This is a genomic window from Methanolobus profundi, assembly GCF_900114835.1.
Taxonomy (GTDB): Archaea; Halobacteriota; Methanosarcinia; order Methanosarcinales; family Methanosarcinaceae; genus Methanolobus; species Methanolobus profundi.
In genome coordinates this window covers 176,187-201,845 of sequence record NZ_FOUJ01000001.1, presented here as the reverse complement: position 1 = coordinate 201,845, position 25,659 = coordinate 176,187, and the positions used below count along the sequence as shown (strand labels likewise).

The following is a 25,659-nucleotide window of genomic DNA, read 5'->3' as shown; positions in this document are numbered from 1 at the left end:
ATTATTTTGAACCGTTTTTCCTTCTGTTCTTAACTACCAATACGATCAATATTATTACAATTCCAGCAATAGCAAGTCCTATAACATTGATCTGCCTTTGTGGCTCGTTCAGTTCCAGACTTACTTTCATATTATTGGAGAAGGAATCCTCTCCATCCTCATCATAATACTTTATCTCACTGTCAATACCATATGACTTCGCAATAGCACTCTGTTCAGAAGCTATATTGAAAGACACTGTTCTGCTCTCACCAGGCTGCATAGAACCAAGGGATCTTGTTGAACGCTCTGTGCTCAGAGGCTTCATGACAACTATCCTTGCAACCGCATCCTCTGCAGGAAGTTCACCGATGTTGGTATAGGTGATGTTCACAACATTGGTACTGCCAGCTTCAAGTGTCCCAGTGACATTTGTGACTTCGAACATTGCCTCCGGTTCAACAACTATAGGTATCTGAAGTGTTGTCTCTACATTCTCATAGAAACTTGCATGGTCAAGATCAGGTTCACCAAGTATCACAGACTCACCTTCTGTCATCCTGACATCTTTCTGGTATTCATAACTAAGAGGAAGTTCCAGAATATAGACACCTGCAGGAATATTCTCAGATATCGTTATTGTAAACACCATGGGATCCTCTGGAAGAACTCCGGGATACAGCTCCTCAAGTGTATGGATATTCGTTTCAGCATCGACCTCGATCTGGTCGGTGGTGGACACAAGACTTGCCTTTATACCATACGCAGTGGTCCTCATAGTCTCATATTCCAACTCCTGAAGTGAGAGTTCATGTTCTGTTTCTGATGTACCTACGCCCTGGTCTGCCTTGAAACCATAGATAACACCCCTGTTCGCGAGCACCACTTCCAGACGGGCGGTCTCGCCACGTTCGAATTCTACATCACCGATAATGGAAGCCGAAATGTCAGGCTCCCCGTACGAGTTGTAATAATTGGTCGTGTATTCATATGTAGGAGGCAGGTATTCCTTTGCAGATACAGATGGGACTGCCGCTACAAAACAAACTGAAAGCAGAATACATGCCACCAAAGGAAGAGTATACTTCTTTGTCATGATCTTTCCATAATTCACATTCATTGGGTACTTGCCTCCTGAATGTTGTTTAGAACGCCTTTTGATCCGTTCTTTTTGTGCGTTGCAATATAGTGCTTCCTCTTTTCCCTGTACTTGTCAAGTGTAACAATAACAGGCGGGAAGATCACAAATGTTGCAAGTAAGGCGAGCACCACATCCATAACCGTGATGACACCGAAATTACTTGTTATTGAGAATGGTGAAGCTATCAATGCCGAGAAACCAAAGACTGTCGTAAGACCTGATGTAACGATAGCCTTACCGATCTTAACACTTGCTTCCTGCATTGCTAACTCAGGGTCTGCTCCTTTGTCCCTTTCCTCGAAATAACGCTCCATCATAAGAATGGCATATTCAGAACCAACACCAAGGATAAGTGCACCAAGGGTAGCTGTCATGGGTGTATATTCCATGCCAGTGTAGTACATGAGGCCACCAGACCATCCGACCACTATGATCATTGTTATGACAGGAGTGAAAGCTTTCAGGAAATCCCTGTATATGACCAGCAGACCACAAAATACAAGCACTATTCCCAGCAGCGTCATAAGTGAACGTCCTGAAGTAAGTGCAGATATAACTGCGACAAATACCATTGAATGACCGGTGATGGTCACACTGTTCCCTGGAGGAGGTGCCATCCATACAAGATCCTCTTCCACCACATCTCCAAGAGCCTCTATCCCTTCAAGACCGAGTTCACTCATGGCATTTCCTATATTAAGGTTAAGAAGGATGATATTGTTCCCTTCCAGATAGGTCTCCTTTTGAGAATCAGAAAGCTGTTCATAGATAGCTGCTACCTCGGCCGAGCTATCAGGAATAGTACCTGAGTTCGCTTCTTTTACAAGGTCAACGATACTTGAGGAGCCATCTATATGACTACGGCCTTCTACCTCGTGTTCAGAGAAGTCATCGATCCATTCAAGCAGATCAGGATCTGTGTTGTCATCTGTCTTGATGATAAGATTGAGCTGGTCATCGCCTCCAAGGATCTCACCCATATGCTGAAGCTCCAGAAGTGCTGGCATATCCTGGGGAACGAATGTCTCGGTATCTGTCTGTATAGGGACCATTGTATCCACATAGAGACCTCCAAGACAAAGGGATCCGGCAACTGCCAGAATAATGACAGGGTTCTTCATTGAGAATGTAGCGATCCCTTTCAGGGCCTTCTCAAGGAAATCAGGGTCATGGTCCTCAGGATCGATAGTTGCAGAAGAATGGGCATTGGATCCATCATTCTTTCTTTTCAATCCCAGTTTCCCAAGTATGTTGTACCTGGATAGTTTATCAAATCCATAAAGGATAGTTACCCCCAGGAACAGGGATGAGATGAAACACATTATGATACCGATCATCAAAAGCTTTCCAAAGTCCTGGATCATTGGAACTGTAGATGTGAACAGCGAGAAGAAACCCAGAGCTGTGATTATAAGTGCTATAAGAACTGCAGGACCAGTATGTTTCACGGTATCTATAATAGCCTCTTCTTCTGATTCACCACGTGCAAGCTCCTCTTCTATCCTGTTGTGGAACTGGATCGCATAATCTATACCAAGGCCTATGAGTACCGGAAACGCCGACATGGAAACCATCGACATCGGAATGTCAAGAAAACCCATTGCACCAAATGTAAAGATAATACCAACCAACACTATTGGAAGAGGGAGAAGTCTCCATCTTACATGTTTGAAGACAAGATACAGAACAACCACCATCAGAAGTACAGATAGTAGCAACAATAATCCCATACTTGTGTTCATTTCCTCATTCATTGCTATGCTGAACGCCGGGTCACCTGTTACAATGACGTTATAGTCGGCAGGGAAATTTGCCTGTCTGACAGATATCTCTACCTCACGAAGGATCTCCTCTTTGGTCGAGTCAGATGCAGTTCCCTCAACAACCACATACATCGTAGCATGAGTATCGTCAGTAATAAGAGAAGAAGGCATAGAAGAGTCAATTATCGCATCTATCGTAGCGGCATCATCAGGAATTTTGCTTCTGCCGGTCATTTGATAATTAGCTTGTTTTATAACGGTCGACGGAGATGTCACATCCACAACACTGGGAATGTTACTAATTGAGGTATAAGCCCTGTCAAAGGCTTTCAATATCTCCGGATCGGTCACATCACTACCTTCAACCATCATTACAATGGATTCCGTACCGAACAGGTTCAAATAAAGATGGTCATAGTCCTGATACAACTTTGAGTTCTTATCTACAAAGGTATCCGTACCTGAAGCCATCCCTATCAACTGGGCGCCCTGGAATGAGATGATGATCAGAAGCAGTGCTATCAATATAATGGGTACGGTATTGTCTTCGATGAAAACACCCAATTTTTCAAAGATATTTTTTATGATAAACACTCCTAATGATTAATTATGATAATAAAAAAACTCTCTTTTAGTTGTTTTATTAGACCTCTAATGACTTTCTTGTATATAAAAGGATTTTACCCTGTAATAAACTGATAAATAGTTAAAAAAAGGTGCCAAAGCAGAATATAAAATAGTTCATCATTGATCACAGTAGAATTGGGTATGAGACATCCTGAAAGGATGTCTCGTTTTGGGGGTTGGATAGGGTGGTACTAAACTACACGACTAGCGTGTTGATGGTACACATGATTACTAGGAACGTATTAGTAGATAAGTCTTTCGATTTATAGACAAGTTTGATTTATTTTGAAACAATACACCCATAAAAATAGACATCAAGAATATAGAAAGAATAGTATGACTCTGAAAGAATAAGCTCATCAATAACAATATTTCAGTTAAGATCGAATCCAACAGGCTTTGTATATACAAACCAGAATATAAGCATTACACTCTTAAAAAAACGTAAATAAAGTTGTTATGAGAAGGCAGTTTAGAAAACTCATTCTTTCCGAGTGCTGTTCATATGAGCACATACCCTGGACCTGTCTTCCATTACAGAACCTAGCTCTACCTTATTACACATAATCCATTCATCATCCAGACTCCTTATCGGCAGATCAGCGATGTGCTCTTTTAATATATCCACCGAGGATGATGAAACGTTATTTCTTACTGGCATTAAAGACCTCCATGATCTGATCAATACAAATTCTTGTCGATGTATAGTCAAGTTAGACGATGTGTTGATTGTATATAAAGTTGCTTTTTTCAACAAATAATATAATTACAGAGAGAAAACCTCTTTATAGTTGTTTTAACTTAGATATTAATAAGCCTTTTACCTGCAAAAAAACGTTCATGAAGTGAATAATATGGATACTGAAAGAGAACTAAGAGACCTCGGACTCACAAAATACGAAGCATCCGCCTATTCAACCCTTCTTAAAGAAGGAGTCTCAGGTGCCCAGGAACTATCACGCAAGTCAGAGATCCCAGTTGGAAAGATATACGAAGTACTCTCTAATCTCAACAACATGGGACTTGTAGAGTTCCAGAGATCAAGACCCAGACAATACAGAGCAGTCAAACCAACCATAGCTCTCAATAACCTATATTCAAAAAAAGAGGAAGAATCCAGAAACGAGCTGGAGAACTTCAAGTTAAGAGTTGCTGACCTGGAAACGAAATTATCCGACATTAGCCAGCCTGACCACACAGAGATCCAGTTCTGGTCCACCCTGATAGGTGAAGAGGACATCATCAAGAACATCAAAAGCATGCTGGATGAAACCGAAATGGAGATCGTGCATGTCAAACCAGGAAGAATAGCAGAGATGCTGCAGGATCAGAAATGCGTCGATCCAAAAACACTTATTCCTACAGTGATCGATGAATTTGTCAAAGCTGCAGAGAAAGGGATAAAGATCAAAACGATAGTTCCTGAAGATATGTTCACCATTGCCATGAAAGAAAAGTTTGAGCAGATACACGACCCGAACACCCGGACAATGATAAAGAAGAACATGGAAGTAAGAGTACTTGAATGCGAATATGATTTCATACTAATTGATGAATACATAACTTACATACCTATACCCGAACCCCTCCAACCAAAAAAGCTATTTGGAGAGCTTAAGGTCTATGATCGGGAATATGCAGGGAAGCTTAGAGATAAATTTGAGGATCTGTGGCTAAGGGCTGAGAAGGTCAATATTAACCTGTAGAAATTATCACATTATATAACAGCAAACCTAACAGAAACCATAAAAATATAGGCAAAGTATATATTATAAGTTGCCAATAAAATTGCTGAAGTCCTAATGCAGCATCCGTAGAGTGAACAGGACATTCAGAGATGTGGAACCGCCAGATAGCAATCGGGATAAGCGGAGCCTGTCACCTTCGGATAAGATCATAAGAGGACAGGAGGAAAAAATATGGGATGGTTTGATGTAGTAGCAGGTGTTGCCACTGGAGGATTATACACAGTTGGTAAAGCGATCTATCAGGCAGGAAATGCTGCTGAAGATGCAGGTGAGGCAGCCGAAGAAGCAGGTATGGCAATTGCAGTGATCGGTTCGACCATACAGGCTGTTGGGGAACAGTTGAACTCTACATTAAAAGAGGCAGAGGAACTCCTTACGATCCAGAGACTCACACCAAGAAGTGAAGCAGATCTCTGGGACGAAGAAAAAGAAAGACTTGATTCACTCAGGCAGGAAAAGACACGGCTTGAGAACAAACTTAAAGAAAATGGTGTCACTGACACCGGCAATTTTGACTTTAATTTCTGGGACATCATCTCAGACTTTAGTGATGTGATAGAAAAGTTCCAGCTCATGGCAAAACTGGCAACCGCGAACCAGGAGATACATGACATATTCTACCAGGAACCAGGTGTTGTCACAACGGGCATTTACAATGCAAAGGAAGTCCTTGAACGATTGAACACGATCGAGCAGCCAATGATAGAGGACATACTTGCATCACTTGATGATAATCTGGATGTTACCGAAGAGGTCCTCAAGGAAGTAAAGAAGCTCTTTGTCACTAAAAGAAAAGTACCGGTATCAATAACTGAACTGAGTCCATCGATAAGAGATCAGTTGGACATGATCCAGACTGACAAGCTCTACTATGAGGGACTCATCTCAAGAAAGGATACTGTTACCGCTCAACTAGGAAACATAATCAAGATACACCCTGAGAACAAATTTGAGATAGCTGCCGGAGCTATCAAGGTCCCAAAGGACAGGATCTATGCCAGCAGTGTCCTTGACGATGTAATAAATGCAACTGACATGTTCGCTGATCAGACCATAGGCGATCAGACCATAGGCGATCAGATCAAGGACAATATCGATGTTGCAGATATAATTGATAAAGAGAACATCAATGTTGGCGCCGGAACTGTTGACGTGAGCAAGGATGTAGAAAGTGTCAGAGATAATATAGATACCAAGGATACCGTAGGATCAGTTGATGCCAGCACAGGTGACAGAACGGTCAGGAACATTGCAGATCCCCAGCCCACATTAAGAACAACATCCACAAAGAACATTGAAGCAACTGGCATTTCAGCAAATGCAGCAAGCATCAATAAAGAGAGAACAAATATCTCTGCAGCCAACATAGCCAGACTTGCAACATCTATCAAAGCACCTGGCAACTCGATGTCAATGATGCAGCCATACGGTGCAAAGATATCAGCATCCCTGAGCACAAAGTTCGATGGATACCAGCGCAACTATGACCTGATGAAGGCTCAGAAGGCATTCTACTTCAGACAATCCCTGAAGATGGAAAGGAAATATGAACTCCTCTCTAACAAATGGGAAGAGGTTCCTGGAGTAATTCCACAGACACTGGATGAACTGCACGGTGTTCTTGAAAATATCAGAACAGAGGAACAACCTCGTATCGACCTTCTTCTTGATAATGTCAATGCAACCCTTGTGGAAGCACAGGGAACCGTTGAGAAAGCCAATGATACCATGGATTCCGTGAAGAATGCACTCTCGATACTGGACTTTGACACAAAGTACCTGAAACTGGGAGGCATGGTCATTGGAGGATTGATAGTCCTTGACCTTTTTGTTGGATCTATAGTACTTATCAGAATGGCACTCGGATCCTAATTAAGTAATTAGAAAAAGAAAAATAGATAATTGGATGCTTTTACAGCATCCAGACCTTATTTTAGATATATCAGATACGATACTTGTCCTTTCATTCCGCAGACCTTATATCCACAGTCAGCTCAGCCCCATTGCTATCAACGTGAACTGTGGAACCTTCCGGAACCTCACCTGCAACGATGAGCTTGGCGATCATGGTCTCGACCTCGTTCTGAATTACCCTCTTAAGTGGTCTTGCACCAAATGTCTCGCTGTAACCGGTCTTTGAGAGGTATGCCTTTGCAGCATCTGTGAGTTCAAGACCGATACGCTTGTCCTTGAGCCTGTCAACAAGGTCAGCTACCTTGATGTCAACGATCCTGACAAGCTCTTCCGGCTTCAATGCATGGAAGAGAGCGATCTCATCGACACGGTTTAGGAACTCCGGCCTGAAGAACTTTCCAAGCTCGGTCATGGCACGCATCTGCAATGTAGCGTAGTCCACATCCTGTTCATCCTCACCGGACCTCAGGACCTCAGTAAGGTCACCTGCAAAGATGTTCGAGGTCATGATTATCAGAGTGTTCTTGAAATCAACGGTCCTTCCCTTTGAATCGGTCAGACGGCCATCATCAAGGATCTGAAGCATGACATTGAACACATCAGGATGTGCCTTCTCGATCTCATCGAAGAGCACAACTGAATATGGTCGCCTGCGAACAGCCTCTGTTAGCTGACCACCTTCATCATGTCCTACATACCCAGGTGGTGCACCGATCATCCTTGCAACAGTGTGCTTCTCCATGTACTCTGACATGTCGATACGCACCATGTTGTTCTCATCATCGAACAGCTCTGCTGCCAGTGCCTTTACAAGTTCGGTCTTACCTACACCAGTCGGACCAAGGAAGATGAAACTACCAATTGGACGTCTCGGGTCCTTGATACCTGCATAATTACGTATGACCGCATCAGCTACTGCCCTTACAGCTTCGCTCTGACCGATGATACGGTTGTGAAGGTTATCCTCGAAGTGAACAAGCTTCTCACGCTGACCTTCCATGAGCCTTGTAACAGGTATGTGGGTCCACTGACTGACGACCTCGGCAATATCCTCTTCACCGACCTCCTCGTTCAGGAGCATCTCACCCTGCATTTCCTGAAGTTGCTTTTCTTCTTCAGCATACTCATGTTGCAGTGGGGTGATCTCACCATACAGCAGACGTGATGCAAGCTCTAGATTTCCATCGTTCTCAGCAAGATCGTACTGGATCTTTGCATCTTCTATCCGTTGCTTCAGAGCACCTAGCTTTGAGATGGCTTCCTTTTCACGATCCCATCTCGCTCTCATGGCATCAGATTCAGCCCTGATGTCTGCAAGTTCCTTCTCGAGGATTTCCAGACGATCCTTTGAAGCCGCATCTTTCTCCTTCTTCAGTGCCTCACGCTCGATCTCAAGCTGCATGATCTTACGGTCTGCTTCATCAAGCTCTGCTGGCTTGCTGTCAATGGCAGTTCTCTTCTTTGCAGCAGCCTCATCTACAAGGTCAATAGCCTTGTCAGGAAGGAACCTGTCTGCAATATAACGGCTACTCATGATTGCAGCAGCAACAAGTGAAGAGTCCTTAAGACGTACACCGTGGTGTACTTCATACTTCTCCTTCAGTCCACGAAGGATGGATATTGTGTCTTCTACCGTTGGTTCCTCGACAAATACTGGCAGAAACCTGCGTTCAAGTGCTGCATCCTTTTCAATGTACTTACGGTACTCGTCTACTGTTGTAGCACCGATACAATGTAGTTCACCACGGGCAAGCATGGGTTTGAGGAGGTTTCCTGCATCCATGGCACCCTCAGTTGCACCTGCACCTACAATGGTGTGTATCTCATCAATGAAGAGAATGATCTGACCCTCAGAATCAGCGACTTCCTTAAGCACTGCCTTGAGCCTTTCCTCGAACTCACCACGGAACTTGGCACCAGCTATCAATGCACCCATATCAAGGGCAATGATACGCTTGTCTTTCATGGCATCAGGAACATCCTTCTTGGCAATGCGCTGTGCAAGACCCTCAACAATTGCGGTCTTACCTACTCCAGCCTCACCTATAAGCACAGGATTGTTCTTTCTGCGGCGTGAAAGGATCTCTACAGAATGCCTGATCTCATGATCCCTTCCGATAACAGGGTCAAGCTTACCTTGAGCTGCAAGTTCTGTGAAGTCAATACCGTACTTCTTTAGCGGTTCCATTGTGTCTTCCGGATTCTCTGAAGTAATTCTTCTATTCCCCCTTACCTGTTTTATTGCATCAAGAAGTCTGTCACGGGTCACACCTTCACTGGCGAGGATCTTGCCACACTGGCTATCTTTTTCCTCTACCATTGCAAGTAAAAGATGCTCGACGCTGACATACTCGTCCTTCATCTTTCCGGCTTCCTGTGAAGCAGTATCGAGGATACGCCTCATGGTCTGTGTCATATAGACCTGTTCACCGCCGGGACCTGACACCTGAGGAAGGTTGGCAAGCTGTGCCTCAACCTTCTGCTTCAGGCGGTCCACCGGAACTTCCATGTTCTGTAATAATGTAGTTACAAGTCCCCCGCTCTGTTCGAGTAATGCAAGGAACATGTGTTCACAATCTATCTGTTGATTTCTGTATCTTGCAGCGATAGTGCTTGAGCCCTGAATAGCTTCCTGGGCTTTCTGTGTGAAACGTTCAATGTCCATTATTGTAAACTCCCCGGGATCAACATCCCCATTATTTTATTTGTGAATAATTAGCTTAAATCACTTTTGACACGTTTTTATAGGGCCATGCCCAACCCGGCGAAAATTAAAGTTGAAAGCCTGCAATACTCCCGATCAGGGATAAGTTGCAGGCATGATCACTCATGTACAAGACCATCTACTCAATGAGTATCTTCTTCTTTTCCTCGATCAGCAACTTCGGAAGAGAGACAGTGAGCACTCCATTCTCAAGTTTTGCCTTCGCACCGTCACTGGTCACAGCATCCGGTAATGTCACGGTCCTTGAGAATGAACTATAGGTCCTTTCCCTGCGAAGATAGCCTTCATCTTTGTCCTCATTGCTTGCACTGCGCATTGCAGATATCGTTAACATGTTGTCACTGACATCAAGATCCACATCACCTTTCTCAACACCCGGAAGATCAGTGGTTACAAGGATCCCAGAACCTTCATCCTTTACATCCACAAGAGGTGCAAGTATTCCTGCCTCTGACCATCTTTCCCCAAGGCTTCGCTCTTTGAACATGTTGTTCAGCATATCCTGCATCTGTACGATATCTCCCATAGGATCCCATAATCCTCCACTTGCAGGTGTTACTTTTGTTAAACCAAATCTCATGTTATCACTCCTTTTAGCTTATGGATATTCAGTTGTTCTTTGTTCGTCCGACGGTTCAATATTTTTATCGATGTATTGTTCTTGTCCTGTTACGATATGACCAGAATAGTTCCGGTCAACTGAGCAATTATATTGCAGAACTCCTATATAAATCTTTTGCAAAAAATCGCTATTTTATCGGTTTTATCGATATGATATCAACAAAATAGAAGAAACTTATATATACTGATAGTTCAATAGAGTAATCCTATGCCACAACAGATAATCCTGATCAACCTGGAAAAACCCAGGGAAAAAAAGCTGGAAGAAGATATCCGCTGGTTCTGTAATAGCTTTGGATTATCCTCGGGAAGGGATACTGAGAACATTGCAACACAGATAGTTCATGACCTGTTGCAGCAACTCGCAGAAAGAGAGGAAAGAATATCTTCTGATGCTATTGCAGAGAACCTTGACGTTAACCTCTCAAGAGTGAACCATCACATAAGGAACCTTGTCAATGCAGGTCTTATATATAGAGAGAAGAGAGCACTCTGCCTTCGTGGAGGAAGCCTCAAGGCCGCAGTTCAGGAAATGAGAAAAGACTCCGAACGTATGTTCCAGGAACTGGAAAAGATAGCCGAAGAGATCGATGAGGAAATGGGCCTGAAGAACAGGTAAGCCATTTCCATAAACAAAATTAATTTATAATTTATCGTGTACCCAGAAATCACCCTCGATGGTGAATTCTTTTTTCCATATTGGCACATCATCTTTTATACGCTCAAGTGCCTCGGTCAAGGTTTCAAATAATTCCTGCCTGTGTGCAGCAGCTACCACGATGTAGACAATGTCCTCACCTGACCTGATAAGGCCTGTTCTGTGGTGAATGAGCACATCTATGATATTATCCTCTTGTTTTAGATCAAAACATATTTTCTCGATGGCCCTGTCAGCAACACCTTCATACTTTTCAAAATCGATTGCTGTGGTCTCAACATCCCCATTGATCCTTCTGACGATCCCGGTAAATGTTGCAATACCACCTGAAAGACGAATATCAGGATTGGAACGTACTTTCCTGATAAGAGAATCGAGTGTCACCCATTCCGGCTGGTCAAGGACCAGCTCCACAAGAGCATCTATGTCCCACTCCGACCTTACAGGCAACTGGACAATGATGTTAGAAATATCATCAGAACCTTCAACGTCCCCAAGGAATATCTTTGGGAGATCACTGCTCTTTGCACCTTCGACTATGGCGAATTCAACTCCACTGTCAGCAAGGGCATTGAGGGAATCTTCAAGTGTAGGATTCCTTTTTATCGTTACAAGCTCGCTATCAGTAATAGCTGCAACCACGTCAGCACCTGCATCGAAGTGTTTGCCAGTATCTGTGTTCTCCGGATTGAAACGATGATGCAGCATCTGTTTTACAGTTCCTGTGGACCCTTTTTTAGAGAGAGCATCAACAAGACGTGTTACCAGCGTGGTCTTGCCGGAATTCTTGTAACCTGCAACGCAAATAACTTTCATGTGATGGCATTATGCCAGGTCATTCTATAAGTACACAACGAGAATGCACCCTGGCAGGTCATAGACATTATCTTTTTGATTAGTTAAAAATTATAATATGACAATTACGAATAATTTATATTCATCCGTTCTGTAGCAATTGCAATGAGTGAGTACAAAATAAGTATCCACGATATGCCGGAAGATGACAGGCCGCGTGAAAGACTTCTGAAATACGGACCGGAGTCATTATCTAATGCAGAACTGCTGGCGATAATCCTCAGAACCGGCTCCAGAAAAGAAAATGTTGTCAATATGTGCGGACGCATATTCTCTGAGTACAATATCAAGCAGCTAAGCCAGGCGAACATTTCCATGCTCACCCAGATACATGGAGTTGGAAATGCAAAGGCAACGCAGATAGCTGCGGTCTTTGAACTTGCCCGCAAGCTTGAAGGATACACCGACGAGCCTAAAAGAAAGATAAGGTCACCTGCTGATGTCTACTCACTCCTTTATCCCCGGATGCGCGAACATAAGCGCGAGAGACTTGTGGCACTTCTACTTGACACAAAGAACCATGTTATGCGGGAAGAGATCATATCCATCGGCAGCCTGAACGCGAACATCGTGCATCCCAGAGAGGTATTCAAAGCAGCACTCATGGAATCGTGTGCTTCAGTTATTCTTTCACATAATCATCCATCAGGCGACCCAACACCAAGCAGAGAGGATATTGCTGTTACCGAGAAGTTAGTAGACGGTGGAAAACTGCTTGGAATTGATGTACTGGACCATGTTGTGATAGGAGATGGCAGGTATGTCAGCCTGAAAGATGAAGGATATATCAGATGATATTCTCATAATCGCTCATACCTAACAAAACATTTAAGGTATTGACCAGCAATTAACACCCAGATGAAAGAGATCGAACTTAGTGACCCCTATACCACTCCATACAGGGGCATATATGCAATATGCGACAGCAAGAACGAATATGCTGAGATCATCGAGCATACTAACTGTTATGGTGGTGCTGCATGGTCTAAGTTCCATTATTCACACTCGCCGCTTATCCTGAACACACGTTCCATCGGGAACATGATCAGATACAATGTAAAGACAGGTACATCAACCCTTGAGCTTAAGCCATCAACCGCAGCAGCAGGGATAGAGTCCGTTGTTGTGGAAGACGATAAGGTCCATATCACATATGCAGGACTTGGCGGAGGCGGAGTAGGTGCCACCAAATGCAGAGCATTCGCGCAGGGAGTACTGTGCTGCGACTACACCGAATCAGGTGGCGGCCGTGCAGCAAAAGGCACGATCACAGTCCCTAAGAGAGAAAGAGTGCTCATTGGTATCGATGATACCGACACCAAGGAAGAAGGTGCTACCTGGACACTTACACACAACATGGCAAAGGAACTGGACTGCAACGAATCCGTTTACCTCTCACACTCACTGGTACAGCTTTTCCCGGTATCTGCAAGAACACAGAACTGTGTATCAACAGTACTGGAATTCGCATGCGTGGATGAGAATGCTAAACAGGAATTGCTCGAAAGCATCAAAGCAGCACTCCTTAAATATAGTGTGTCCGATGAGACCGGAATGGTCGTACTCTCAGATTTCGATGCTAAGAAAATAAATGAGTACAGCAAACAGTGCCGCAGTGGAGAGCTCACAAAAGAATACGCCATGGAATATGCAAAGGACAGCGGCGTCGATGTCTGGCTTGATGGAAATGGCGTCATAGGAGCGCTTGCTGCACTGGCATGGTTCGCTCGTCCCGATGATTCAGTAAAGCTGAAGGCACAATTAGAATAATTACTAAAGAGAAATGACAGACAAGAAGGATATAACCGGTCTTGAGGCAATATACCTTGCAGCCCTCGACAGTAATGTAAGGTTCATTACTGCCGTTGCCGGATATCCAATGACCGCTGTCATAGACCACTTTTTTGAGAATAAGGGATCCAGTGGGTATGATATTCACTGGTTCACCAATGAGAAGGCAGCCATGGAGGCTTCACTGGGCGCATCCGTTACCGGAAGGAGATCCATGGTAATGGTGAAGCACGTTGGAATGAACCTGCTGTCTGACCCGCTCATGACCGCAATGATGCACACCACCGGTGCAGGGATCGTTATACTTGCAGGCGATGACCCCGCTGCAAAGGCATCACAGAACGAGCAGGATTCAAGGTTCTATGGTTCGATATCAGAGACTGCGGTCTTTGACCCGGCAACACCACAGGATGCCTATGACTCATTGAACAGGGCCTTTGAGCTCTCAGAGGAAGCTAAGGTCCCCGTAATAATGAGAATTACGGACAGACTGGAAAAGGACATGCAGGATCTTGTAAGATCGAATACAGGAAAGTTCACTGAAGGTTCTGGGCAAGAATTTGACAGGAACATCTGGAAACTGACCATGCATGGAAAGCACCAGCGTTTCCACATCAGATCAGAACCCATCCTGATACATGAAGCTGAAGGTTCACATTTCAACCGTATGACGATAAATGGAGATAGGACAGGGATAATATCATCTGGCTATCCAACAGCGATCATAGATGGTCTGCTGTCCACACAACTTGTCTATTCAGGTTATTCACATCTGGCACTTGGAGTGGTCTCACCATTCCCGGATAAACTTGTCAGAAAGTTCATAGATCAACACGAACGCATCATCGTTATCGAAGAAAGTGAGGCATTCATAGAATCACACATCAGCACATGTAACACCATTCTCGGGAAAAAGAGCGGACATCTGCCCACCGGAATGATAGAGAAGGAACATGTGGAATTTGCACTTGAGAACATCGATAAGGACACGGTCTCAAAATACACCGAGATCCAGACGATAGCTAACAGGGGTTCAAGGCCGATCTGCAGTGACTGCCCATTCATGCCACTATACAATGTATTGCATGACATCAGACCAGTGGCAGGAGATATGGGCTGTTCAATACGCACAGCACCTGACCCATTGAATGCTGTTGACACAGGATTTGCACTTGGAGGTGCTATTTCCACAGCATGCGGGTTCCCCGGAAAGGGCATAGCTGTAATAGGAGATTTCGGACTTGCACACTCCGGCATCATTGGACTCATAAATGCAGTGGATGGCGGTTTCGACCTCCTTGTAATAATACTGCAGAATGAGGTCGCTGCAATGACAGGAGGACAGGGAACACCAGACCTGCGCGAACTTGTAAGAGCACTGGTCCCGGATATGACGATCATTGACGTTGACAGGAGTATCAGTTCACAAGGGATCTTGAACACGCAGCATATGCTAAAGGAACTGATAGATGAACAAAGAAAAGCAAAAGGAGTTTCTGTTCTCTATCTGGAAGGAAAATGCATAAAATTCTAGTCTATTTTAATTGATGCAAACTTATTTTTAGCCTGATCAGTGATAGGAGTTATTTGAAGTTTCAAATTGGTTGTTTGAAATATATCGTTTCATATTTATAATTTCAAATTTGAAATATCAAACAATTAATTAGATAAGTTCACACGAAGACCAAGTATATCCTGTGAACCTTCATGAATATCACGTGCTATCTCAGCACAACCGATAGCTGCACTCCACCTGTCAAGCACATGAGCTTTTACACCAAGATGTTGCTCGATCCTTTCGACCACATAAGGTATCTCACCAACTGAACCCTCGATGACGATCTCACCATCTGAACCATGATCTCGCATCAGGATCTGCATACCTGCAACCTCCATGGATGCAAAAAGAGCGATGCTGTCCAGTGCAAATATTGCCTGAGGGTCACCTTTTTCAAATGCTTCAAGAAGATCATGCCTGTTCAAGAAAGGAGTGTTCTTGAGAACACCTGAATGGACGAATGCTTCATTGGCACTCATCTTCCCGGCATCCACTTCCCTCAATGCCCCTACATCCAGCGGACCATGCTGCAGACCAGGAGCAAAGATGCAGGCATCTATGGCACCTATCAGTTTTCCTGCTGCAACACCTACGGTGACAGTGTTGGAACTTATATCAGAAAGAACGAAGTCCTTCAGTCCAAGTGAATATGCATGATAGGCTATACCGATCTTTTCAGGACTTGTAGAATGTGAGAAGATGTTCATACGGGCATCTGTATCGCTTCCGTCATGAATACCAGGAATAACAACAGCAGAGATACCGGAGGATCTTATTGCATCAAATACCCTGCCTCCACCACCAGTCTTCTTACCGGCTCCCTCTATGCTTCTGACACCACGGTCCTTTACAGTCCTAATGTCCTCTATATCACTGATACCGTCACCCATTGAGTATGTAACAGCCATAAGAGAGATGTCCTTGCTCTTCACACCAAAAGCATCCTCCATAGCTGCAACTAGCTGGGTTTCGGTCATATTAGCAGCTTCGGTTCGCGGAATTTCAAGTCTCAGCACATCTCCCCCCGGGAAAAGTGCAGCAAAACGCATTGCAGTAGTACCGTGATCAATTCCAACGAACATATTATTCCACCTTAGTCATCAGATAATAATGAATTGAGTTCTTCCATGATACGCTCACCATCTGAAAAGCTACCTACCGTAGTTATCAGACGCAGCTCCTGAAAAGAGGTACCGTGCGATATTAACAATCTGAGGTTACCCCTGTCATCAGGTCTTTGTACCCTGGCATTCAGCATCCCTCCTGAATTCCCCTTCCCTTTGACTGTTATCACAGAAGGTATTATCTTTTTTACTTCAGGATGCTGGCTTACCAATGATACTACTTTTTTGCCGGTTCTGCCACCTATTATAGTGGAATGTGAACCTCCCAGTTTGGACTTTGGCCTGCTAACTTCTTTGTTGCCAGTAGTATCACTCATTTTCAAGGGGAATGACAAGAAGTACTATAAAACAGTAGTGGTTGACTTTTAAATAGCAGGAACAAGAACCGGAAGAGAATATGAAAGATACGTTATTAAAAAGTATGAAAGATAAAAAGAGAATGATCTTTTAGATCATATCTCCTGAATGTCAGCCATATCTATAAGTTTGATACCTGCCCCATGCAGTACCTCAATAGCTGCTTCGATATCACTTACCCTGAGAATAAGAAGCGCCTTCTCGGTCTTTGTGACAAATGCATACGCATAATCAATATTGATATCCCTGTCACCAAGCACGTCAGCGATCTTTCCGAGACCTCCTGGCACATCCTCCATCTCAATTCCCAGTACACTGGTCTCAGAGACAGTAAATCCCGCATCATGCAGGACCTCATGTGCAGCATCGGGCCGGTCAACCACCATTCTTATGATACCAAAATCACCTGCTTCAGCTATGGTGAAAGCTCTGATATTGATACCGGCTTTCCTGAAGTTCGCTGCAATGTTAGCAAGACGACCTGGCTTGTTCTCGGCAAAAAGGGAGATCTGTTTGATTATCTTCTCTTCCATGTTAACACCTGCAATTCTATTAGAAGTTATGTCCTGTGGCATATTATAGCTTTCTGTTGTCCATTACCTTCTTGGCCTTGCCCATTGACCTTGGAATGGTACCCTGCTCTACAAGTTCGACCTTCACTGCAAGGTTAAGTACATTCTTCAGTGCAGCCTGGACCTTTTTCTCCAGAGCAATGATATCATTTACCTTGTCACTGAATGCTTCATCTGTCATCTCGATCTGTATCGTCATGGTGTCAAGTTCATTTACCCTGTCCACAACGATCATGAAGTGTTCACCCACCTCAGGAATTGTCATCAATACAGATTCAACCTGTCCGGGGAACACGTTGATACCACGAACTATAAGCATATCATCTGCACGTCCAAGTACCCTCATGATACGTGGATGTGTACGTCCACATTTACATGGTTCCTTGTTGATGACCGTAATATCACCTATACGGTACCTGATAAGTGGAAGTGCTTCCTTTGCAAGTGTTGTTATGACAAGTTCACCGCGCTCACCTTCACCGAGCTGTTCACCGGTAACAGGGTCGATGACCTCTATAAGGAACTGGTCACCCCATATATGAATACCATCCTGGTACTGGCATTCCGTACAGAGAGGACCACTGAGCTCTGAGGTACCATAGACATCATAGGCTTTGATACCTGTAGCTTCCTCGATCCTTGCCCTCATTTCTTCGGACCATGGTTCTGCACCGAATATCCCAACACGGAGCTTAGTATCGTCATTTATACTTACACCCATGTTGTTAGCCACTTCGTTCATGAAGAGGAAATAAGATGGTGTACATGCCATTACACTGGTACCAAGGTCCCTCATGAGATCAAGTTGCTTTTCTGTATTACCAGAACTTGTAGGCAGAACAGTGACACCTGCTTCCTCTGCACCATAGTGAAGACCAAGACCACCTGTGAAAAGACCGTAGCCATAACTTACCTGGATGACATCTCCACGACCTACACCTATGGAGGTCAATGCCCTTGCAAGGGAGGTTGACCATTCATTGATGTCATTGCGTGTGTAACCTACAACAGTAGGTTTACCAGTGGTCCCTGATGAAACATGGAAACGAACAAGCTGTTCATTGGGTACACAGAACATGCCTGTTGGATAGGTATCCCTCAGGTCTGATTTATATGTAAATGGCAATTTTTTCAGGTCATCAAGCGTCTGGATATCTTCCGGCTTCACACCTGCATCATCAAATCGCTTCTTATAGAAATCAGAATGATTGTAGACATAGTCTACCAGATTTCTGAGCTTCTTTTCCTGTAACTTCTCCAGTTCATCGACTGGCATCCTTTCAACCAATGGGTTCCAATACTCTATCATCTAACTGCCCCTTGATAAGATCGATCAAGATCATTTATTTTCTTCATTCAATGAATCACATATTGAAGGATTTGGTTTGCCTTGGAGGATATCACGTATCCTGTACTTGCATTCCCAGATGATGGTATCCATGTCTGCTACCACATCTATACCGGCAGCACCTGCATGCCCTCCTCCGGTACCATCATAGTTCTTACTTATGTCTTCCATTATCTTGCCCAGGTTAACACCTGCAGCGACCGCTTCACGCTTGGCCCTGCCACTGACCCTTATGTTAGCATCACGCGAAGTGCCTATAAGAGCAACATCCGCCCCGATGTTAAGGAACATCGAAGAAGCAGCACCTCCAAAAGAATTGACGTGAGAATCAACCAGAAGCCAGTCATCCACTCTTTCGATGGTCGCCCTTGTAGCGCATTTCAGCATAGCTATGCGCATTGATATGTCCTGTGGAGTTGCAGCCATCATCTCCAGTACATCTGCATATTCCACACCACTACATGCTATGATCTCAGAAACGGTCTTGAAAGTATCCTGGGTGGCATGTTTGAAATGACCCGTATCGGTTATTATACCCGTCAAAAGACCCATAGCAGTGCGACGCATTACAGGAGCACCAATGGAACGGAGTATATCAAAGACCATCTCTGCAGTTGATGTTGCATGACGATGAAGGTAGAATTCGGCATTCTCAATGAGAGCTGTGGTGGCATGGTGATCTATCACACAATACTTCCCAAGCTGGATATCATTGAGCTGTGAACTGGTCGAAGTGTCAACTACAAGAGTAATATCATATTCAGACGGGTCAGGTTTTTCGACCACATCTATATTGAGTTTGTCAATAAGAAGTGAAGCAACTCTGTTGCAGCCATCTACAAGACCAATAGTCCCGCCTAAGGCTTCAGAAAGGGCAAAAGCACTGCTTACTGCATCTGGATCAGCATTCCGGTGGCAAAGATAAAGAATATTATTGTAATCCAGGAGTTTATTGAAAAACTCCGTTTCTTCAACTTGCATGGAAACCTCTGGACATTACCAGGCATTGATGCTGGTCATGTCATCAGTATAGGGAGGGGCTTATTGAGCCTGGTTCCCCATGGACTGTTCGATCTGTTCCTGAAGTTGTGTGAAACGCTTTGAGATCCTTTCTTCCTGTCTGGAAATAGACTGTAATCTGAGTGAAAGTGTCTCTACTTTTTCGTTCAGTTTAGAAACTGCTTCTTCCTTGCTGGACTTGATCTGAAGCTCACCTACTGTACGGTAGATGACAGCATCCTCAGGGACCTTATCAAGCTCTTCGAGTGCCATTTCAGACTCTTTCTGCATGGACTCCATCTGAGATTTCTGCATCGCAAGAGACTGTGCCTGTTGCTGGACCTGCTGCAACTGTGCCAGCTGGTTCTGTATCTGTGGGGGTATTTGCGTACTCATTTTGGTTTCACCTGGCATACCAATAAACCTAAAGTGATTTTAATGTTTCTATGTCCTTCAAAACAAAAAACAATGATGTGAAGGTGGCATACACTGGAAATTTAAGAGCTACATAACTACACTGCAAAAATGACTATGCAAGACATTCTGCGGTCTCTGAAGCCACCTGGATCAGACGCAACCAGGTGTTCATGGTCGAACGCATGGCCACAAGATCATCAGAGCTCACAGTAAGTAAAAGACAGGAATCCTCCACTTTCATTTCCACAGAGGACCTTTCAGTTACCTGACTCTCAAGTTCCGGTCGCAGAGAGCGATATATGGATGAAGCTGCAGGAGTTTCAAAAACGGACCTGGTCACAAGGAGCAATCCTCATCACCTTCATAGACCATATAGCTCTTGATCCTCAGGCTGAAAAGCACCTTTCCATTCTCTTTGAACTCCATGGTATTACCGGATATGTCCAGTACAAGAGACTGTGAAGATCCTTCAGTATCCTCTGAAAGGAGCTCGGACATCAAAGGTACAAGCTCATTGTCCCCTTCTATTACAGGACCAGAAGTCCTCGAGTATGAAGCAGGTACAGATAACACTGAGATATAAAGCGAAAGTAAACAGTGACCTCCCGGACCATAGAATACAATACTGCCGGGGTTACCGTGATATTCACCAATAATAATAAGAAGTGAGTCTTGAGCAAGGTCAATGACCTCACCCATACCCATCTTACCCCGGTTGGGATATTCACAACCGAAAAAAGATGCCAGATGCTTACATAAAGTACGCGTACTGGCAGATGGTTTGCGAGAAGAAGTGATAAGCATCGCTTCTTACTCTGCTTTGATGCGTTTGATGGTTGTTGGACGCTCTTTCACAAGGATACGGTGTCCACAGTATGGACAGCGTATACCTGTATACTCGTAGTCGATCTCAACATTCCTTTTGCATCTTGTACATTTATAGGCCATATTAACCTTACTCTGCTGCTGCTGCTTCCTTTGCCTTCTTTACAGAACGGGCTACAGTCTTGCCTACGTTGGTCTGAGGGAGGAATGTACCGCCAGCGAATGTGTGGCCACATTTTGTACATTTCCATATACCTGTACCTATTCTCTTTACATTTGGACGTGCACACTTTGAGCACTTATGAGGGGCACGCATCTTTTCTTCAAGATCTGCCACCAGTTTACGGTCCCTTCTACCATAACGTGTACCAAACCTACCAGCTGATCTGGATACACGTCCTTTTCGTGTATACTTTTTTGCCATGAATCTTATCTCCTTGAAATTGTGTGAATTCTATGATATTGAATGTTCCGTTCAGATATTCAACAGATAGTTTTCCCTTAGCTCAGATGCTTTCTCACATGCCAGTGACACAGCCTTTAACAACTGTTCCTCTGTAAGTGCACCATCACCGCTCTTCTGCATTCCTGATATTGAGCCATCCTGATTGGAAACAATGGTTATGCGGGAGTCACAAACTGTTTCTTCACCAAGATCAGGGTCTACCATCATCTCACCGCCGAGGTCTGCCAGTGTAACGGCCACAGGCATGTCCCTGATAGGCATAGGCATATCCTCTCCGCGTCCCTCTCTTTCACCAGGGACTGTTGCGGTAAGCAGGGCGGCAATTGCACCCAGAGATGCAGCATCCTGAATGTTCCCTGTGTTATTGAGAACATGGATATCGATGAATACGATCCAAACTTCTTCTCCCTCCGTAATACAGAGCTTACTTAAATCAATTGCGCCTGATTCACGAATTCCCCTGTCAGCAACACGTGCCATCTCTATAGCTTTCTCCTTAGGAGGACCAGCCTCGAAGTCAGGAGAAGCAATTGGATTCAGCTCCATGCTTGTTATGATGACACCCTCTCCGGCAGAGTCAGGGAATGGAGAACCTACCTGTAACTTTACACCAACAAGTATCTCGGTCTCTCCAAGTTTGATCCATGCAGAACCTTCTGCCTTTTCAATGACATTGGTTCTAAGATCGATGTTTCTTATCTCATCAAAGGAACGACCATCCTGACGTTTTCCTTTGAGCATAAGGTTGTAAATATAATCTTTCTTAAGTACAGACATTACTTCGTTACCCATGATCACACCTCAGACAGTCTCTTCTTCATCATCTTCCGGGTTTTCATCTTCCTCTTCTTCGACATCCTCGAATGAAGGATCTGCTTCAACGACCTCGTCAGCCTTTTCTTCAGGAACGTCATCCTCATCTTCGGCCTCTTCGTCGTCCTCAACATCCTCTACATCATCGACATCTTCAGAGTCATCCTCGGCATCAGCTTCCTCAACGACCTCTTCGTCCTCGCAAGCCTCACCCTCATCAGCGGATGTGAGTGTGCTTTCAACAAGAGCTGAAACATCCTCTTCCTCATCCTCAGGGATCTCGACCTCATCGAGTTTCGTGAACTTGTTCTTGAGGGTCTCTTTCTGTATCTCAAGGATCTGGCGGCATCCTTCCTTACACATCTCGATAGCTTTCTTGAACTCTTCCTGTGTAACGTCACCGTCCATCTGGATAAGGGATATCTCACCTTCGGAAGTGATAGCCATAGGGATATCAGCATCACCAAAATTATCTTCTGCCTTGTTAAGGTCAAGAACAAGCTGTCCGTCGACCTTTCCTACAGCACATGCAGAGACAAGTCCCTTCATAGGGATACCGGCATCTGCGAGAGCCATGGAAGCTGCATTGATAGCTGCTGTACGGGTTCCGGCATCTGCCTGAAGAACCTCAGCAAATACATCTATAACAGCACCAGGATAAAGATGAGTAAGAACTACAGGCTCGAATGCCTCTCTGCTTACCTTTGAGATCTCAGTACTTCTTCTGCTTGGTCCCGGCCTTATACGGTCCTCTACAGAGAAAGCAGCCATATTATAACGATATCTGATCAATACAGAATCAGCTTTTTGTAATCTTCTTGGATGGAGTTCCCTTGGGCCATATACTGCTGCGAGTATCTTGTTCTTACCCCACTCCAGATAACAGGAACCATCAGCCCTGGAGAGCACACCGATCTCCATCTTCATAGGCCTGATCTCGTCGATGCGTCTGCCATCTAGACGCAATCCATTTTCATCAATGAACTTTTCAGGTTTATCACTCATATTAATTCTCCAATGTTTGCACATTCTCTCTGATCAAAAAGAGATACTCCGGATCAATCATCATTTTCCAGAAGAGCATCTACTTTTCTGTAGGTATCTTCCCTTATCTCGCCTTCATCTTCTTCATCCTCAGCGAGATCCTTCTCCAAAACAGCGTCATCCTTCTCAGAAACAACATCATCCTCATTATTCAGGAAATGAGATATCCTATCCGTCAATCCGGATGTGTGAGAATGTTTCATAATAAGCTCAATAGCTTCTGTGAGAAGGTCCATTTCACTATCTTTACCGTTTATCCATATTCTTCCATTCTGACCAACGAACATCTCGCAATTCGTCTCTTTCTTAAGCAGGGATACCATAGAACCACCGTGTCCTATGATACGCGGGACCTTCGTAGGTGTCACTTCAATTACACGGCCAACATCAAGTGACCTAAGACCACGTTCTCTCATGGTCAGTTCGACCTTCATGGATGAATTTACATCTTTTATACGAAGCAAAACAGAACTTCCGAAATCCATTGTACTTACCATCTTATCGGAATCCACACGTCTTGGATACTCCGAAACATGCAGTAGCCCGTCATACGGGGAACCTATGTCGAATATCCAGTTGGAAGGAGTAACATCGATGACCGTACCTATGACATAATCCCGGGGTGATGGAATATATTTACCGGAAAAAGGAATAACAGTTATCTTGTTCTTTGCGTTCTTTACTCCATATAAAAGGGAATAGACCTTTCCGTCCTTTACATATGTACCAGGACCGGAATCTGCCTTGTTTTCGGACAATAGCTGCCCCGGAATTACAATTTCACGCTCCATTATGCAGCCTCATAATAATTTAGTTTCAGCATCCCCTTTGGTGAGATGATTGATAAGCCCATAGAAATCATTCTGCAGACCTGCAGGCATTTTTACAACCGCAACCCATGAACCATCGCTCTGCCATTCATTCTTGACAAGGGTTGCAAAACCGGCGATATCCCCGTAAGCTTTTGCTGCGTATTCACCTGGAACCTTCACAGCAACATCGACCTCTTCGAACCTTATGGGTATTATCGGACGGATCGCCTTCATTACAATGTTCACCTGTTCATCAACACCTTTGATAGGATCGATATGGACCTTTGCTTCTTCCATTGCTCTTTCGATCCTTGTAGGTGGATGAGGGGCTTTTGTCTGGGGGTTAATAGCATTCTGTGCTATGATGGTGATGACCTGTTTGGTCTTCTCTTCCAGAATGCGTTTCCTTTGTTCTTTTGTAAGTTGAAGATCACCGTGAACAAGTATCTGTTCAGCGATCTCCAGAACATTATTGGTGCCAAATGCGGCTACCAGATCAGATTCTGCAACATGGTCACCCTGACTTGCATCATAGAAGATAGATTCTACAGCGATTATATCCTCCATATTCGCCTTTTCTCCCCTCTTAAGTGCAAAAGCACCCTCTGGTTCGACGAATACTTCAAAATGATTCTTTCCTTTCTTGAGTCTTGCAATGACCGACTCATCAAGAGATACCATGTTACATTCACCCCGCGACCTTAATTAATATTATTCAGTTGACCCTTCCTGACCTTCAGAGCCATCAGCATCTTCTTCTTTTACTTCGTCCTTGAGCTCTTCGCTAACTCTTGTAACAAAGGTTGAGACCTCTTCTTCGGACAGTTTTCTGAACTGGCGGTCCTCAAGGGTCACTACACCAAGCTCAAGGGTTGCTGCATCTACCTTTCCTTCAGTGGAAGTATAAAGTGCCTTCATACCCAGCATGATAGCAGCGTCGATGTCCATGTCATCATCGTAATCTGCTTCAAATATCTCCATAAATGCATTCCTTCCAGCTCCGATAGCTGTTGCCTTGTACTCAAGGAGTGCACCGCTTGGGTCGCTTTCGAACAGACGTGGTCTTGAATCGTCAACACCTGCTATAAGAAGAGCAGTACCATAAGGACGGACACCACCATACTGTGTGTAGGTCTGCTTGTGATCACATATCTTCTTGGCGATCACTTCAACACCAATAGGCTCATCATATGAGACCATATTGACCTGGGCCTCGACCCTTGCCCTGTCCACAAGTGCACGGGCATCGGCAACAAGTCCTGAAGTGGCGACACCTATGTGGTCATCGATCTGGAATATCTTTTCAATGGACTCCGCCTCGATCAATCTGCTTGTGATCCTCTTGTCCACAAGTATTACCACACCGTCCTTTGCTTTTACACCTGCTGCAGTTGTACCTCTCTTAACGGCCTCTCTTGCATATTCTACCTGAAAGAGACGTCCATCTGGACTAAAAACTGTAATTGCACGATCATAACCCATTTGTGGTGCCATTTGCATCT

The 25,659-nt window shown here is 44.3% G+C and carries 27 protein-coding genes; 6 read left to right on the top strand and 21 right to left on the bottom strand.

Features of this window, described 5'->3' with window-relative positions:
• Position 1: 1 nt before the first annotated feature.
• The 3 genes from BM008_RS01085 to BM008_RS01075 form a co-directional block, all read right to left on the bottom strand.
• Positions 2-1,099, bottom strand: a complete 1,098-nt coding sequence (locus BM008_RS01085) for a COG1361 S-layer family protein (RefSeq protein WP_091931979.1) — start codon at positions 1,097-1,099, stop codon at positions 2-4.
• Positions 1,096-3,354: a hydrophobe/amphiphile efflux-3 (HAE3) family transporter gene (locus tag BM008_RS01080; protein WP_245747899.1), complete on the bottom strand. Its 2,259-nt coding sequence runs from the start codon at positions 3,352-3,354 to the stop codon at positions 1,096-1,098. Before BM008_RS01080 ends, BM008_RS01085 begins: the two co-directional genes overlap by 4 nt.
• A 637-nt stretch (positions 3,355-3,991) precedes the next feature.
• Positions 3,992-4,171, bottom strand: a complete 180-nt coding sequence (locus BM008_RS01075; RefSeq protein WP_091931976.1) for a hypothetical protein — start codon at positions 4,169-4,171, stop codon at positions 3,992-3,994.
• Between the two features lie 193 nt (positions 4,172-4,364).
• On the opposite strand from BM008_RS01075, the gene BM008_RS01070 reads away from it, so the two are divergent.
• Together BM008_RS01070 and BM008_RS01065 are read left to right on the top strand one after the other, a co-directional pair.
• On the top strand, positions 4,365-5,216 hold the full coding sequence (locus BM008_RS01070; RefSeq protein WP_091931973.1) for a TrmB family transcriptional regulator: 852 nt from the start codon (positions 4,365-4,367) through the stop codon (positions 5,214-5,216).
• A 213-nt stretch (positions 5,217-5,429) separates the two neighbouring features.
• A complete protein-coding gene (locus tag BM008_RS01065; RefSeq protein ID WP_091931971.1) occupies positions 5,430-7,130 on the top strand; it encodes a hypothetical protein in 1,701 nt (566 codons plus the stop codon).
• 91 nt (positions 7,131-7,221) lie between these two features.
• Here the strand turns inward: BM008_RS01065 and clpB are convergent, their stop codons facing one another.
• Together clpB and BM008_RS01055 are read right to left on the bottom strand one after the other, a co-directional pair.
• Positions 7,222-9,837, bottom strand: a complete 2,616-nt coding sequence (gene clpB, locus BM008_RS01060) for an ATP-dependent chaperone ClpB (RefSeq protein ID WP_091931967.1) — start codon at positions 9,835-9,837, stop codon at positions 7,222-7,224.
• 178 nt (positions 9,838-10,015) lie between these two features.
• Entirely contained in the window at positions 10,016-10,477 is a 462-nt protein-coding gene (locus BM008_RS01055; protein WP_091931964.1) for an Hsp20/alpha crystallin family protein, read from the bottom strand.
• Positions 10,478-10,726: 249 nt separating this feature from the next.
• On the opposite strand from BM008_RS01055, the gene BM008_RS01050 reads away from it, so the two are divergent.
• On the top strand, positions 10,727-11,137 hold the full coding sequence (locus BM008_RS01050; protein ID WP_091931961.1) for a winged helix-turn-helix transcriptional regulator: 411 nt from the start codon (positions 10,727-10,729) through the stop codon (positions 11,135-11,137).
• A gap of 24 nt (positions 11,138-11,161) precedes the next feature.
• Here BM008_RS01050 and BM008_RS01045 read toward each other — a convergent pair whose 3' ends face one another.
• Positions 11,162-11,992, bottom strand: a complete 831-nt coding sequence (locus BM008_RS01045) for a molybdopterin synthase (protein WP_091931958.1) — start codon at positions 11,990-11,992, stop codon at positions 11,162-11,164.
• 144 nt (positions 11,993-12,136) lie between these two features.
• Here BM008_RS01045 and radC point away from each other — a divergent pair, with 144 nt between their 5' ends.
• The 3 genes from radC to BM008_RS01030 all read left to right on the top strand — a co-directional run bounded on the left by radC (position 12,137) and on the right by BM008_RS01030 (position 15,356).
• Positions 12,137-12,826 carry a RadC family protein gene (gene radC, locus BM008_RS01040; RefSeq protein ID WP_091931955.1) on the top strand — a complete coding sequence of 230 codons (690 nt, stop codon included), beginning with the start codon at positions 12,137-12,139 and terminating at the stop codon, positions 12,824-12,826.
• A 63-nt stretch (positions 12,827-12,889) separates the two neighbouring features.
• A complete protein-coding gene (gene mmp11 / locus BM008_RS01035) occupies positions 12,890-13,801 on the top strand; it encodes a methanogenesis marker protein 11 (RefSeq protein ID WP_091931953.1) in 912 nt (303 codons plus the stop codon).
• Between the two features lie 13 nt (positions 13,802-13,814).
• Complete coding sequence (locus BM008_RS01030; RefSeq protein ID WP_091931951.1) at positions 13,815-15,356, top strand: thiamine pyrophosphate-dependent enzyme; 1,542 nt, start codon at positions 13,815-13,817, stop codon at positions 15,354-15,356.
• Between the two features lie 125 nt (positions 15,357-15,481).
• Here BM008_RS01030 and BM008_RS01025 read toward each other — a convergent pair whose 3' ends face one another.
• The 15 genes from BM008_RS01025 to psmA form a co-directional block, all read right to left on the bottom strand.
• The gene (locus BM008_RS01025; protein ID WP_091931948.1) at positions 15,482-16,462 is read right to left on the bottom strand and encodes a methanogenesis marker 12 protein; all 981 of its coding nucleotides are present in this window, start codon (positions 16,460-16,462) and stop codon (positions 15,482-15,484) included.
• A gap of 11 nt (positions 16,463-16,473) precedes the next feature.
• Positions 16,474-16,821, bottom strand: a complete 348-nt coding sequence (locus tag BM008_RS01020) for a DUF2103 domain-containing protein (protein ID WP_091931945.1) — start codon at positions 16,819-16,821, stop codon at positions 16,474-16,476.
• Positions 16,822-16,956: 135 nt separating this feature from the next.
• The gene (locus BM008_RS01015; protein WP_091934050.1) at positions 16,957-17,394 is read right to left on the bottom strand and encodes an ACT domain-containing protein; all 438 of its coding nucleotides are present in this window, start codon (positions 17,392-17,394) and stop codon (positions 16,957-16,959) included.
• Positions 17,395-17,437: 43 nt separating this feature from the next.
• The gene (locus BM008_RS01010; protein WP_091931942.1) at positions 17,438-18,742 is read right to left on the bottom strand and encodes a phenylacetate--CoA ligase family protein; all 1,305 of its coding nucleotides are present in this window, start codon (positions 18,740-18,742) and stop codon (positions 17,438-17,440) included.
• Between the two features lie 30 nt (positions 18,743-18,772).
• Positions 18,773-19,762 carry a DHH family phosphoesterase gene (locus BM008_RS01005; RefSeq protein ID WP_091931940.1) on the bottom strand — a complete coding sequence of 330 codons (990 nt, stop codon included), beginning with the start codon at positions 19,760-19,762 and terminating at the stop codon, positions 18,773-18,775.
• 60 nt (positions 19,763-19,822) lie between these two features.
• A complete protein-coding gene (locus BM008_RS01000; RefSeq protein WP_091931937.1) occupies positions 19,823-20,176 on the bottom strand; it encodes a prefoldin subunit beta in 354 nt (117 codons plus the stop codon).
• 133 nt (positions 20,177-20,309) lie between these two features.
• Positions 20,310-20,537 carry a KEOPS complex subunit Pcc1 gene (locus tag BM008_RS00995; protein ID WP_245747898.1) on the bottom strand — a complete coding sequence of 76 codons (228 nt, stop codon included), beginning with the start codon at positions 20,535-20,537 and terminating at the stop codon, positions 20,310-20,312.
• Positions 20,534-21,001, bottom strand: a complete 468-nt coding sequence (locus BM008_RS00990; protein ID WP_143072235.1) for a Brix domain-containing protein — start codon at positions 20,999-21,001, stop codon at positions 20,534-20,536. Before BM008_RS00990 ends, BM008_RS00995 begins: the two co-directional genes overlap by 4 nt.
• Positions 21,002-21,007: 6 nt before the next feature.
• Positions 21,008-21,145, bottom strand: coding sequence for a DNA-directed RNA polymerase subunit P (locus BM008_RS00985; protein WP_084323965.1), 138 nt, complete (start codon positions 21,143-21,145; stop codon positions 21,008-21,010).
• Positions 21,146-21,152: 7 nt separating this feature from the next.
• On the bottom strand, positions 21,153-21,446 hold the full coding sequence (locus BM008_RS00980) for a 50S ribosomal protein L37ae (protein WP_091931929.1): 294 nt from the start codon (positions 21,444-21,446) through the stop codon (positions 21,153-21,155).
• Positions 21,447-21,497: 51 nt separating this feature from the next.
• Positions 21,498-22,280 (bottom strand): exosome complex protein Rrp42, encoded by a 783-nt coding sequence (rrp42, locus tag BM008_RS00975; protein ID WP_394328906.1) that lies wholly within the window; start codon positions 22,278-22,280, stop codon positions 21,498-21,500.
• A gap of 9 nt (positions 22,281-22,289) precedes the next feature.
• On the bottom strand, positions 22,290-23,306 hold the full coding sequence (gene rrp41 / locus BM008_RS00970) for an exosome complex exonuclease Rrp41 (RefSeq protein ID WP_091931924.1): 1,017 nt from the start codon (positions 23,304-23,306) through the stop codon (positions 22,290-22,292).
• Positions 23,307-23,359: 53 nt separating this feature from the next.
• Positions 23,360-24,136, bottom strand: a complete 777-nt coding sequence (rrp4, locus tag BM008_RS00965) for an exosome complex RNA-binding protein Rrp4 (protein ID WP_091931922.1) — start codon at positions 24,134-24,136, stop codon at positions 23,360-23,362.
• A 9-nt stretch (positions 24,137-24,145) separates the two neighbouring features.
• Positions 24,146-24,838, bottom strand: a complete 693-nt coding sequence (locus BM008_RS00960; RefSeq protein ID WP_091931919.1) for a ribosome assembly factor SBDS — start codon at positions 24,836-24,838, stop codon at positions 24,146-24,148.
• Positions 24,839-24,868: 30 nt separating this feature from the next.
• Positions 24,869-25,657, bottom strand: coding sequence for an archaeal proteasome endopeptidase complex subunit alpha (psmA, locus tag BM008_RS00955; RefSeq protein ID WP_091931917.1), 789 nt, complete (start codon positions 25,655-25,657; stop codon positions 24,869-24,871).
• Positions 25,658-25,659: the final 2 nt, after the last annotated feature.